General features: G+C 46.2%; 12 protein-coding genes. 11 read left to right on the forward strand and 1 reads right to left on the reverse strand.

Features of this window, described 5'->3' with window-relative positions; translation table 11 throughout:
- The first annotated feature begins 12 nt into the window (after positions 1-12).
- The 7 genes from rplS (at position 13) to AB4Z45_RS20815 (ending at position 5,444) form a co-directional block, all read left to right on the forward strand.
- Positions 13-354 (forward strand): 50S ribosomal protein L19, encoded by a 342-nt coding sequence (rplS, locus tag AB4Z45_RS20785; protein WP_053375699.1) that lies wholly within the window; start codon positions 13-15, stop codon positions 352-354.
- 97 nt (positions 355-451) lie between these two features.
- Positions 452-1,153, forward strand: a complete 702-nt coding sequence (gene lepB, locus AB4Z45_RS20790) for a signal peptidase I (protein ID WP_339208903.1) — start codon at positions 452-454, stop codon at positions 1,151-1,153.
- Positions 1,154-1,162: 9 nt separating this feature from the next.
- Positions 1,163-2,029, forward strand: coding sequence for a ribosome biogenesis GTPase YlqF (ylqF, locus tag AB4Z45_RS20795; RefSeq protein WP_076268343.1), 867 nt, complete (start codon positions 1,163-1,165; stop codon positions 2,027-2,029).
- Between the two features lie 21 nt (positions 2,030-2,050).
- Positions 2,051-2,665, forward strand: a complete 615-nt coding sequence (locus tag AB4Z45_RS20800) for a ribonuclease HII (protein WP_441911298.1) — start codon at positions 2,051-2,053, stop codon at positions 2,663-2,665.
- 250 nt (positions 2,666-2,915) lie between these two features.
- Positions 2,916-4,742, forward strand: a complete 1,827-nt coding sequence (locus AB4Z45_RS20805; RefSeq protein ID WP_441911299.1) for a hypothetical protein — start codon at positions 2,916-2,918, stop codon at positions 4,740-4,742.
- A complete protein-coding gene (locus AB4Z45_RS20810) occupies positions 4,739-5,050 on the forward strand; it encodes an EscU/YscU/HrcU family type III secretion system export apparatus switch protein (protein ID WP_441911300.1) in 312 nt (103 codons plus the stop codon). The genes AB4Z45_RS20805 and AB4Z45_RS20810 overlap by 4 nt, the downstream gene beginning before the upstream one ends.
- A complete protein-coding gene (locus AB4Z45_RS20815) occupies positions 5,040-5,444 on the forward strand; it encodes a YraN family protein (RefSeq protein ID WP_441911301.1) in 405 nt (134 codons plus the stop codon). Before AB4Z45_RS20810 ends, AB4Z45_RS20815 begins: the two co-directional genes overlap by 11 nt.
- A 58-nt stretch (positions 5,445-5,502) precedes the next feature.
- Here the strand turns inward: AB4Z45_RS20815 and AB4Z45_RS20820 are convergent, their stop codons facing one another.
- Positions 5,503-7,071 carry a YifB family Mg chelatase-like AAA ATPase gene (locus tag AB4Z45_RS20820; protein WP_441911303.1) on the reverse strand — a complete coding sequence of 523 codons (1,569 nt, stop codon included), beginning with the start codon at positions 7,069-7,071 and terminating at the stop codon, positions 5,503-5,505.
- 350 nt (positions 7,072-7,421) lie between these two features.
- Here AB4Z45_RS20820 and sucC point away from each other — a divergent pair, with 350 nt between their 5' ends.
- The 4 genes from sucC to topA all read left to right on the forward strand — a co-directional run bounded on the left by sucC (position 7,422) and on the right by topA (position 13,022).
- Positions 7,422-8,582: an ADP-forming succinate--CoA ligase subunit beta gene (gene sucC, locus AB4Z45_RS20825; protein WP_076268348.1), complete on the forward strand. Its 1,161-nt coding sequence runs from the start codon at positions 7,422-7,424 to the stop codon at positions 8,580-8,582.
- A 59-nt stretch (positions 8,583-8,641) separates the two neighbouring features.
- On the forward strand, positions 8,642-9,574 hold the full coding sequence (gene sucD / locus AB4Z45_RS20830; protein ID WP_053375706.1) for a succinate--CoA ligase subunit alpha: 933 nt from the start codon (positions 8,642-8,644) through the stop codon (positions 9,572-9,574).
- Positions 9,575-9,751: 177 nt separating this feature from the next.
- Positions 9,752-10,885 carry a DNA-processing protein DprA gene (gene dprA, locus AB4Z45_RS20835; RefSeq protein ID WP_441911304.1) on the forward strand — a complete coding sequence of 378 codons (1,134 nt, stop codon included), beginning with the start codon at positions 9,752-9,754 and terminating at the stop codon, positions 10,883-10,885.
- 28 nt (positions 10,886-10,913) lie between these two features.
- Complete coding sequence (gene topA, locus AB4Z45_RS20840) at positions 10,914-13,022, forward strand: type I DNA topoisomerase (protein WP_441911306.1); 2,109 nt, start codon at positions 10,914-10,916, stop codon at positions 13,020-13,022.
- Positions 13,023-13,149: the final 127 nt, after the last annotated feature.

Here is a 13,149-nt window from a genome sequence, read left to right on the forward strand (position 1 = left end):
GGAGTGAATCAAATGAATCTTTTGCAAACAATCGCGCAAGAAAATCTGCGCCAAGGTCTACCGAACTTTCGTCCAGGTGACACGCTAAAAGTTCATGTAAAAGTTATCGAGGGAACTCGTGAGCGTATCCAATTGTTCGAAGGCGTTGTAATCAAACGTCGCGGCGGTGGAATCAGCGAAACTTTTACAGTGCGTAAAATTTCCTACGGTGTTGGTGTGGAAAGAACTTTCCCGCTTAACTCGCCTAAAATCGAAAAAATCGAAGTGGCTCGCCGTGGTAAAGTACGTCGCGCGAAATTGTACTACCTACGTAGTCTTCGCGGAAAAGCTGCTCGTATTAAAGAAATTCGTTAAGAACAAACGACAAGAGGGGCTTGCGCAAACAAGCTCCTTTTCGTTTTTTCTCAAAGGTCATTTACATATTACAGCATATGGGAAGAAGGCGGACTGAATGGACTCACAGCAGCGAAATGACGGGCTGGACAATGGCAATGATCATGAAATGAAAAATACGCAGGAACATGCGGACATTGAGCAGAATTTACCAAACCGTGCAGCAGCCCATGCATCCGGCTCAGGAAAACAGGGCGGAGCTTATAAAGAAGTCGTAGAATGGATCAAGGCTTTAGTCATTGCGGTCGTTCTCGTATTTCTCATTCGTCAATTTTTGTTTTCACCATTCATCGTCGACGGACCTTCCATGAAGCCTAATTTCGAGACCGGCGAACGGTTAATAGTAAATAAAATTTTGTACACGATACGCGAGCCGAAATTTGGTGAGGTCGTAGTGTTCGATGTTCCAGAACAAGGTCGAAAATTTATAAAACGAGTGATTGGCGTACCGGGTGATAAAATTCGACTCGAAGGCGATGACCTTTATATTAATGATAAAAAAATAGACGAGCCTTATTTAAAAGAAGCAATTGCGGCAGCACATGCCGAAGGCAAGCTATACAACGAAAAAGGAATAAATTCCGATGTATCTGAAATCACTGTTCCTGAGGACACGATTTTTGCACTTGGTGACAATCGCAGCGATAGTACAGATAGCAGGGTTATCGGATTTGTATCGGATAAAGAGGTTGTTGGACGTGCCGATATTATTTTTTGGCCGTTGAACAAACTAGAGTTTATAAAGCACTGGACTAAATGAGGTGAGTAAATGACCATTCAATGGTTTCCGGGTCATATGACGCGGGCGAAACGGCAAATACAAGACAAGCTCAAACTAATCGATCTTGCCATCGAACTATTGGATGCACGGGTTCCGCTATCTAGCCGTAATCCGATGATTGAGGAAATTTTGAACGGCAAGCCAAGATTGATCGTATTAAACAAATCCGACTTGGCTGATCCAAAAACGACAGAGCAATGGATGGCTTATTTCCGTAATGAAGGCCATGAATCGATCGCAATTGATTCCTCAACAGGTACGAAGGTAAATGAGGTTCCGCTCAAAGCAAAGCAAATTTTGCATGAGAAAATTGCACGTCAAATTGCAAAAGGCATAAATCCGCGTGCAATTCGCGGACTTATTGTAGGTATACCGAATGTCGGGAAATCCACGTTGATCAACAAGCTCGCTGGACGCGCTATTGCTTTAACCGGCGACCGTCCTGGCGTTACGAAGGGACAACAATGGATTAAGATTGGAACTGAAATGGAACTGCTCGATACACCGGGCATATTGTGGCCAAAGTTTGAAGACGAGCTCGTCGGATACAGGCTTGCTATGACAGGTGCTATTAGAGAGCAAATTTTGAATGTTGACGATATCGCGTTTTTTGCGATGCGTGAGCTGGTAGATCGTTACTGGCCTAACATGAAAGAGCGGTATGAGCTTGAAACGCCACCAAAGGACGCTACGGATTCAGATGAAATCGTGCGCGTGATGGAAGATATCGGACGTCGGAGAGGCTGCCTTGTTAGCGGTGGACACGTCGATTTGGAGAAAACATCCGGAATCATTTTGCGTGATTTGCGCTCAGGCAAGCTAGGAAGAATTACGCTCGAAGCGCCACCTTATTGATGTGAAACGGGGGAACGTAACGTGCTGCAATATGAACAGTCGTTATGGGAAGAAGGATTTAAAGCGATTGCTGGTGTAGATGAGGTTGGCCGAGGCTGCTTGTTCGGAGACGTCGTGGCAGCTGCCGTTATTTTACCGCCAGGGCTAGTGATTGAAGGGGTTAACGACTCCAAGAAGCTTTCCGAGAAAAAGCGTGACCAGTTGTATGATATCATTTTGCAGGAATGTGTTGCGTGGTCGGCTGCTCGTGTTGATGCTGAAACGGTTGATCGAATCAATATTAAGCAGGCAGCTAGGCTTGCAATGAAAATTGCAGTGGAATCGTTACAGGTTCCTTCTGACTATTTGCTTGTTGATGCGGAGAAGGTCGATGTTAGTCTGCCGCAGCTCTCGATCATTAAAGGGGATGCTACAAGCCAATCGATCGCTGCAGCCTCTATCGTTGCCAAGGTTACGCGCGATAGGCTTTGTATGACCGAATGGGAGCAGGAATATCCAGCTTATGGCATTGCTATACACAAAGGATATGCAACGAAGCTTCATCGGGAGCGATTGCTAGCTAATGGACCAAGTCCTCTGCATCGCAGATCGTTTCTCGGCAACTTATTTACAGAGGAGCAGCTGCTTCTCTTCTAGCTGCATCTCGCAGCACATATTATATGACGCTCGATGGATTGTGCGAGGCAAAAGATGCCTGGTGTAATTATCGGGCGTTATTTTATTTTTTGTGCTGTATTTTGGGGCGAACGGCTACAAGCTTTGCTCATTTTGACCGATATAAGGCTTATAGGTTTAATGAAGTCGTACATGCTTATGTAAAGAGCTCGCTTAAATGCAAAGAGCAAACGCATAGAATGGCGCTGGAGCAACGGAGGCGAATGAACAAATGAATATAAGTCAAATGATGCGAAGCTTCTTAGGAGAGGCTTCTAGTGCGGATACACGAGCTGTGGAGCTTAAAGTTGGACAAGTGGTAAGAGGCGTCATCCTGCAGGTAATGGAAAATAACGAAGCGCTCGTACAAATTAACGGTGTACAAGTGCGTGCGAAGCTAGAGCTGCCGCTTCAAGTGGGACAATCCGCAATGCTCCAAGTGCAGCCTCAATCAAGCGGAGCGCTTGTAATGCTTAAACAGGTTGAACCTGGTCAAGTGGGATTGCCTGATGATACGTTCAAGGAATGGGCTAAACAGCTGGCATTGCCAGAGCAGAAATGGGCTGCACAGATCGTAAAGGATTTGCGGAAGGAAGGCGTTATTCTGAACCGCGACGTTGCGCAAGCCTTTCAACAGGCTGCATCCGCGATGCCGGCTGGTGGAGATGCGGAGCAATGGATGCAGTCCGCTGCTGCAACCTTTAAACGAGGATTGCCTATGACTGGTGCTACTGTAGGTGCGATGCAGCAGGTTATGTTCGGGCGCAGCACGCATGAGCTGCTTGAGACGTTGCAGAAGCAAATTACTTCATTCACGAGCGTTTCGGATGAAGGGACAGTTGAAACAAAAGCCGCAACTCAAGCAGCTGCACGTGTTCAAGCGCTTCTGACGGAAGGGCTCGAGCTGCTTCGTGGAGTGACGGCTGATTCTGGTGCAGCAAGATCAGGAGAAGCCGTTACAAAGGACATTCCGACTGCAAAGCAATTAAACGCGCAAATCGTCAAAACGGACTTGCCGCAGGTAACAGCAGCACCTGCCGCTATGTCTGAGGACGAAGCTCCGGATCAACAAGCTAATCCTCAAGCGGCTAGAGCATTAGCCAGTCAGTCAAGTCAGCCCAACTGGCTGGGTCAGATGATGAAATGGATGGGCGTCGATCATGAGCTTCAGCTTGCCAAAGTTTTTACAGCGGATACTCAATTGAGCCAGCAAGAACAGGCTTCTCAGCCAGCAACAACGGAAACTGCTGCAAAGCCGGCGACTGTAGCGTCTGCTTCAGCACCACCGCTGCAGACTCCTATCGTCGAGGCTAAGAGCAAAGAAGCTACTCCAACCGTAATGCTGGCAAAAGCAGCAGAGTTTGAAACCGCTGATTCTCAGCAAGCGAGGCTGCCGGATCAAAAGCATATGGTTGAACGAGCAGCCTTAGCGGTTCTTTCGACCGTTGCAGACAGCATTCCAATGACAGATTCTTCGCCGCCTGCTCAGCAGGAATCATTGAAAAGTGCCTTGCTAGCTCTTGTTTCATCGGATCATACACCTCCTGCTCTCAAAGAGACAGCGCAGCAGCTTGTACAGCAAATAACAGGCCAGCAGCTTTTGCTTACTCCTGAGCGGAACAGCTCGGTTCTCACACATGTGACGATGTTTATTCCAATCAATAACGCAGACGGTAAACAAACCGCTTCAGTTCACATTCAGACAAGAAGAGGACGAAAAGGAGAGCTTGACGCTTCGAATTGCAGATTGCTCTTTAATTTGTCGATGAATACGCTGGGCGATACGATGGTTGACGTAAATGTGATGGACAAAATTGTAAGTTTAAACTTGTGGAATGATCATCCTGCAATCTCATCGCTTGCAGAAGGATCTCGAAATGAAATTGCTGCCAGCCTGCAGCAAGCAGGCTATCAGCTGCTTTCACTTCGAACAACGCCGCTTCCCAAAGCGGGGGAATCAAAGGTGGATGCAGCATCAGCAGCAGTTAAGAACCAGCAAATGACGGATATGAGCGCCTTTGCAGCCAATCGTTACAAAGGAGTCGATTATCGTATATGAGCAGCGATCATAGTGAAAATCAGCCACAAACGAAAGTCAGGAAAGCAGTCGCTTTAAAATACGAGCCAGGCGAACGCACTGCTCCGGTTATGGTCGCTAAAGGGAAAGGGCATTTGGCGGATCTCATCCTTGAGAAAGCGAAGGAAAATGGCATTCCTGTTCAAGAGGATTCCTCGTTAGTAGAAGTGCTCTCTAAGCTTGATATTGATCAAGAAATTCCGGGCGAGTTGTATACGCTCGTCGCAGAAATTTTAAGCTTTGTTTATCGTTCGGACCGAAAAGCGAGGGAAATGATAGATGGGAGATGATGAGGGAAAAGCGAAAGGGACGCGGAAACTAGATAATAGGAAAGCTACGGGTCAGCTTGGCGAGGAAGCAGCTTGTTTGTATTTAATAGAAGCGAATTATAATATTCTCACGCGGAATTGGCGATGTAGAATAGGAGAAATTGATATTATTGCTGAACATTCTGATAGATTTGTATTTGTAGAGGTGCGTACAAGAAAAGAAGGCAGTAAATACGGCACAGCAGCGGAGTCGGTGGATTATCGCAAGCAACAGAAGGTAAGAGACGCGGCTCAAGTTTATTTACGCAGTGTTGGGCGCTCAGATGCATCCATTCGCTTTGATGTTATTGCGATAACGTTGAGCCGTGCAGATGAGATCGTCACTTCTTTAAAGCATTTTGAGGCAGCGTTCTAAAATGGTAACAAATTGGACTTTCTCTGACAGGAGCTAACCTACAGAGAAAGTTTTTTTATTATGAAAGCGGCTTATCAAGCCCGCGATATTGAATAGCTTCCGCGATATGCATCGTATCGACTGCGTCGCTTGCTTCAAGATCGGCTATGGTGCGTGCCAGCTTCAGCATTCTATCGTATGCCCGCATACTGATTCCAAGCGCTTCAAAAGCACTTTCCAGCAGGCTTGCGGCTTCTGGCTTTATATTTACAGACCTTCGAAGGGCAGCGCCATTTAATGATCCAATAGGATTGTGACTGATGCCTGTTGTGCGATCTTGTTTAAAGGCATATGCACCCAACACTAGCTGCTTCATTTGGGCAGTATTAAGTGATGGGCCAGTTGAAGCATGCTCTAGAGAAATGGGTCTTGGCACTTCTAGCTGTAAATCTATTCGATCAAGCAATGGCCCTGATATTTTAGATCGATAGCGGCTAATGAGTGTAGCGCTGCAAGTGCAGCGTTTATCGCCATACTCATGCCCATAATAGCCGCATGGACATGGATTAAAGGAGGCAGCCAGCATAATGCTGGCTGGAAACTGGAACACGGCTTTGGAGCGGGAAATGGTTACTATACGATCCTCCAGCGGCTGACGTAAAACCTCAAGTACCTGTCTCGGAAATTCTGGCAATTCATCAAGAAACAACACGCCGCGATGAGCGAGTGTAACTTCTCCCGGCTTCGGAATAGAGCCGCCGCCGATCAGTCCGCCAGACGATATGGTATGATGCGGAGCGCGAAATGGTGGATGTGTAATAAGGCCATGGGAGCTATCCAGCAGCTTGCCAGCCACACTATAAATTTTTGTAACCTCCAGCGCTTCTTGTTCAGTCAATAAGGGCAATATCCCCGGCAGACGTCGAATCATCATCGTTTTACCCGTGCCTGGAGGTCCGCTGAGCAAAATATTGTGTTTGCCAGCCGCGGCTATAAGCATAGCTCGCTTGGCTTGATGCTGTCCGATAACATCTCCATAATCACCAATTTCATCTTGCTTATCTATATATGCTTTGTTTTCACTTTGATTAAAGCTGGAATCGTTTCTATGATCGACACGAATATCGTTCCAGTCGGATTGTTTCTTTTTGATTAAATCAAGCTCTTTCAGGTGGCTTAGCGCAAACAAATCCATATCAGAAATCCAGATGGCTTCCTTGACGTTCGCTACAGGCAGCAACACACGCTTAAAGCCAAGTCGTTTCGCTTGTTCAATCATGGCAAGTACGCCGGCTACCGGACGGACATTCCCGTTAAGTGAGAGCTCTCCAAGAAGAAGCGTATTCTCAAAAGGGGCAACGCTAATTTGTCCGCTTGCAGTTAAGATGCCCGCCGCAATGGCTAAATCAAAGGATGTGCCTTCCTTGCGCAAGTCGGCAGGAGCTAGATTAACCGTAATTCTGTCCATAGGAAAAGTAAAACCACTATTTTTTAGAGCGGCTCGAACACGTTCAACAGATTCGCGAACAGCAGGATCAGGCAGACCCACTACGTTGATTTGGGGCAAGCCGCTGGAAATATCAACCTCAACCGAAATGCTTTTACCATCTACTCCATAAACGCTTGCGCTCTGAATTAAACTAAACACGACAAAAAGCACCTCCATATGTGTGAATGAAGGTGCTTCCTTACGATTCCGTTCCATCGTTATGAATTTGCCAATATCATAATTTAGTTATCTTCGCATTGTCAATATTTAAAATGTTTCGGGTATGATTTTTAGGATTGGGTCATACTAAATGGCGTGGTATTTTCCCTTATAAAACGAGCATTCCAGCTGGTTTTATTGCTTTAATCTCATTTTGAGATGAAACCCATATCAAAAAAGCCGTATTAATTATGCGTGAAAGTAAGGTAACTGGCGGGGAAAGGTGCTACAATAATAGAGGTTTGTGTACATATGACTGATTTCAGTCTGTGAAATGGAGGATTTCAACAATGAATATCCATGAATATCAAGGGAAAGCGGTCCTTAAACAGTATGGTGTCGTCGTACCTGAAGGTAAAGTAGCCTTCACTGTAGACGAAGCTGTTGAAGCGGCTAAATCGCTCGGAACAAAGGTTGTTGTCGTGAAAGCACAAATTCACGCTGGCGGCCGTGGTAAAGCGGGCGGAGTTAAAGTAGCAAAAAATCTTGATGAAGTGCGCGCTTATGCTAGTGAGATTCTAGGTAAAGTGCTTGTTACGCATCAAACAGGTCCAGAAGGCAAGGAAGTCAAACGTCTTCTGATCGAAGAAGGCTGCGACATTAAGAAAGAATATTATATCGGCGTAGTATTAGACCGTGGTACAGGTCGTGTCGTTATGATGGCTTCGGAAGAGGGCGGCACTGAGATTGAAGAAGTTGCTGAACACTCCCCGGAGAAAATCATTAAGGAGATCGTTGATCCTGCTGTTGGCTTGCAAGCGTTCCAAGCTCGCAAACTAGCTTATGCAATCAACATTCCTAATGAGCTTGTTAACAAAGCAGTTAAGTTCATGATTTCTCTTTACACCGCTTTTGTTGAGAAAGATGCATCCATTGCAGAAATCAATCCGCTTGTTGTAACTGGCGACGGACAAGTTATTGCTCTTGATGCTAAATTGAACTTCGACTCAAACGCTCTTTATCGTCACAAAGATATCGTTGAGCTTCGCGATTTGGAAGAAGAAGACGCAAAAGAAATTGAAGCGTCCAAATACGACCTTAGCTACATCGCTCTTGACGGCAACATCGGTTGCTTGGTCAACGGTGCAGGCCTAGCGATGGCAACAATGGATATTATCAAATATTACGGCGGCGACCCTGCCAACTTCCTAGACGTAGGGGGCGGTGCTACAGCTGAGAAGGTAACAGAAGCGTTCAAAATCATTTTGTCTGATGAAAAAGTTAAAGGTATTTTCGTTAACATTTTCGGCGGCATTATGCGTTGTGACGTAATTGCAAATGGCGTTGTCGAAGCAGCGAAGCAAGTCGGTCTTGACCGTCCGCTCGTTGTTCGTCTAGAAGGTACTAACGTAGACCTCGGCAAAACTATTTTGAAAGAATCGGGATTGAACATCGTGGCTGCGGATTCCATGGCGGACGGCGCGCAGAAGATTGTCGCTCTCGTGAAATAAGATAACTTGCTGTGTGGCATAGGCCGCATACGAATTCATTCAGGGGATGTGAGTTAAGAGTGAGCATTTTGGTTAATAAAGATACAAAAGTCATTACCCAAGGTATTACAGGAGCAACTGGCTTGTTCCATACCAAAGGCGGATTGGAATACGGTACGCAAATGGTCGGCGGCGTAACACCTGGTAAGGGTGGCACAAACGTTGATATTACACTTGATAACGGCACGCTCGTATCATTGCCTGTTTTCAACACGGTTGCTCAAGCAAAAGCTGCTACAGGCGCTAATGCTTCAGTTATCTATGTACCACCTGCATTTGCTGCAGATGCAATCATGGAAGCGGTTGACGCTGAGCTTGATCTTGTTATCTGTATTACAGAAGGCATTCCCGTGCTGGATATGGTAAAAGTTAAACGTTACATGGACGGCAGCAAAACCGTTCTTATCGGACCTAACTGCCCAGGCGTAATTACGCCGGATGAATGCAAAATCGGCATTATGCCTGGTTACATTCATACAGCTGGACATGTTGGCGTAATTTCTCGCTCAGGAACATTGACTTATGAAGCGGTTCATCAATTGACGACTCGTGGAATTGGACAATCTTCTGCAGTAGGAATCGGCGGCGACCCGGTTAAGGGCTCTGAGTTTATCGATATCTTGAATCTTTTCAATGAAGATCCAGATACCTACGCGGTTATCATGATTGGTGAAATCGGTGGTACAGCAGAGGAAGAAGCTGCTGAATGGATTAAAGCAAACATGAAAAAACCAGTTGTCGGCTTCATTGGCGGGGCAACAGCGCCTCCGGGCAAACGGATGGGACATGCTGGCGCAATCATTTCCGGTGGTAAAGGAACAGCTGCTGAAAAAATCGCAACGCTTGAAGCTTGCGGCATTAAAGTAGCTCCAACACCATCTGAGATGGGTTCAACGCTTGTGAGTGTTCTTGAAGAGCAAGGCCTTCTTGAAAAATGTATCACACGCAAATAATTAAATAGTTTGATCTAAGGTAAGCAACCTTTCAACGACCCGATAACGGGAGTTGGAAGGTTGCTTTTTTTTTTGCGGATTGCCATTATTTTATCGGCTGACTTGCATTCTTATGCTATCTACCGCACAATAGATAAGTATGTAGGCCAGCCCGAGTAGAGAAGGGGCTTGGTACTGATGACTAAAAAACAAGATATTCGTAGACAAATGGTTATTGCCTTTCACGAAATTCCTGGCATCGGATGGCATGCAATTCAGAAGGCTGTTCACCATGAATTTTGGAATAAACGATCATGGAGCATAGAAGATTTACTTGCTATAGGCCTGCATCGTGGTCAAGCGAAAGCAGCGGCTGAACGTTATGCAGAGCGTCCATGGATTTTGACAGAAGATCCGTCAGAAGCAGTTGCTGCAGTAAATGCAATCGCATTAACGCCTTATGATACTGAATATCCGAAAATTTTAAGAGAGATTGCACAGCCGCCTTGGGTCTTGTATGCTAGAGGACGTCTTGAGCTGCTGCAGCGCCCTGCAATTGCTGTAGTAGGTACAAGAGTGCCGACCGCTTATGGCAGGCAATCAGCGACTATGCTTGCACAGGAGCTTTCCTCTGCAGGCTTGACGGTGGTTAGCGGCCTAGCCAAAGGTGTCGATAGCAAAGCCCATGAAGCAGCGTTATATGGAGCGGGAGGAACGATTGCTGTTCTGCCTACGCCTATTGATAAGTGTTATCCAACTGAGAATCTATCATTGTTTCACAAAATTGCCGAGCATGGCTTGCTCGTCTCAGAAACGCCAATCGGTACTCCGCTGCATCCTGGACAGTTTCCACAGCGCAATCGCATTATTGCGGCTTTATCTGTAGGAACGGTTATTGTGGAAGGCGCAACGAAGAGCGGCTCTCTGATTACTGCACAGCATGCAATGGACATGTCTCGGGAGTTGTTTGCTATACCCGGTCCAAACTCATCGCCTAAGAGTGAGGGGCCAAATGCACTCATCAAACGCGGAGAAGCAAAGCTTATTAGCTGCGTTGAAGACATTATCGATGAGCTGAATTGGCTGCCGGAAGCACTTAAAGCTTACAAGGAAGCAGATGCAGCGAACAAGTCCGAACAGGAATTAAATAAGCCGGAGCTCACGCCTGAGGAGAGTAAATTGATTGCTTTTTTGCGAGATCAGCCCTTATCTATTAATGAGTTGCACGAGCTCTCCGGCTTCCCGTTTGGACATTTGAACGCACTTCTGCTAAATTTATGTATAAAACGCAAAATTGAATTGCAGCCCGGATCAATATATATTGCTTTATAGCTTGCAATGGAGAGAGGAGGCGCCTTACATGGCAGATTCTTTAGTTATCGTCGAATCACCCGCGAAAGCCAAAACGATTGGTAAATATCTTGGCAGTAAATATATCGTTAAAGCTTCTATGGGACATATTCGCGATTTGCCCAAAAGCCAGATCGGCGTCGAGGTTGAAAATGATTTTAACCCTAAATACATAACCATCCGCGGCAAAGGCAGCATCCTCAAGGAATTGAAGGATGCCAGCAAAAAAGTGAAACATGTCTTTCTAGCAGCCGATCCGGATCGCGAAGGTGAAGCGATTGCTTGGCATTTGGCGCATTACTTGGAGCTGGATGAGACCGATACTTGCCGCGTTGTATTTAATGAAATTACGAAACAGGCCGTGAAGGATGCATTTAAGACACCGCGCAAAATTAATATGGATTTAGTTAACGCGCAGCAGGCGAGACGGATTTTGGACCGATTGGTTGGTTACAAGATTAGTCCGCTCCTATGGAAAAAAGTAAAGAAGGGCTTGTCTGCCGGGAGGGTTCAATCGGTTGCTGTAAAGCTCATCATCGATCGTGAGAACGAAATCGATGCATTCATCCCTGAGGAATACTGGTCCATCACTGCGAAGCTGACTCATGCAGGAATTCCTTTTGATGCGAAATATCATTCCATTCTTGGAGAAAAACGTGAGTTGGGCAAGGAAGCTGACGTTGAGGAAGTTCTCCAAGCGATGAAGGGCAGCAAGCTCACAGTCTCTGACGTGAGAGAGAAGGAGCGTCTGCGCAATCCAGCGCCTCCATTTATAACGAGCTCCCTTCAACAGGAAGCGGCAAGGAAACTTGGCTTCCGGGCTTCTAAGACGATGTCAGTAGCACAGCAGCTGTATGAAGGCGTTGAGCTGGGTAAAGAAGGTACAGTCGGTTTAATTACTTATATGAGAACCGATTCTACGCGCATCTCGCCTATCGCTCAAGAAGAAGCGAAAGAATTCATTTCTGAGAAGTATGGCGAAGCTTTTGTGCCTGAACAACCACGCATTTACACAAAGAAAAACAGCAACGCTCAAGACGCGCATGAAGCGATTCGGCCAACGTCCATATTAAGAGATCCCGAATCAATGAAACCGTTCTTGAGTCGTGATCAGCTGCGACTGTATAAGCTCGTATGGGAACGTTTCGTATCGAGCCAGATGCAGTCGGCAGTGCTTGACACGATGACCGTGGATTTGCAGGCAGGCGATACAACGTTTAGAGCTACTGGTTCTAAAGTGAAATTTGCCGGCTTTATGAAGGTATATGTGGAAGGCAACGATGATGGCACGGTTGAAGAACATAAGTTTTTGCCGCCGCTAGCCGCAGGTGATGTCATTCAATCAGAATCGATAGATCCAAAACAGCATTTTACGCAGCCGCCGCCACGTTTTTCGGAGGCACGACTAGTAAAGACGCTGGAGGAGCTCGGTATAGGTCGTCCAAGTACGTATGCGCCGACATTGGAAACGATTCAGAAGCGCGGATACATTGCAATGGAAGAGAAAAAATTTATGCCAACTGAGCTTGGAGATCTTGTCATACAGCTCATGGAAGAGTTTTTTCCTGAAATTTTGGATGCGGAGTTTACAGCGAACATGGAAGGCAACCTCGACCATGTGGAAGAAGGCACAGAGGATTGGGTAAAGGTGCTCGCTACATTTTACGAATCCTTTGAGAAAAGATTAGAAGTTGCCGAAGATGAAATGAAGGAAATCGAAATTCAAGATGAAGTGTCTGATGAGCTTTGTGAGAAGTGCGGACGCCACTTAGTCTATAAGATGGGCCGATTCGGCAAGTTTCTTGCGTGCTCGGGCTTCCCGGATTGCCGCAATACGAAACCGATCGTCAAAGATATCGGTGTGACATGCCCAAAATGCGCAGAAGGCAAAATCATTGAGCGTCGGAGCAAAAAGGGACGTATATTTTATGGCTGTGATCAATATCCCGGCTGTGATTATGTGTCATGGGATAAACCGACGAACAAACCTTGCCCGCAATGCGGCGAGTCCAAGCTTGTTGAAAAGCGCAATCGCAGCGGAGCAAAGCTGCTTTGCTCAACATGTGATTATTCCGAAGAGGTATTGGATGAAGACGAGCAAGGTACCGATACGGATTAATTAAGCATGAGCTAGCAATAGTAGCCATACTACAGAATCGAATGACAACCGCCTTACCCGTCCTCCCTTTACAAAGGGGGGACACCGTTGTTAAACGGGCTATTAAGCTGCTGTAATCGATTTATAA

This window comes from Paenibacillus sp. MCAF9, from assembly GCF_052114265.1.
GTDB lineage: Bacteria > Bacillota > Bacilli > Paenibacillales > Paenibacillaceae > Pristimantibacillus.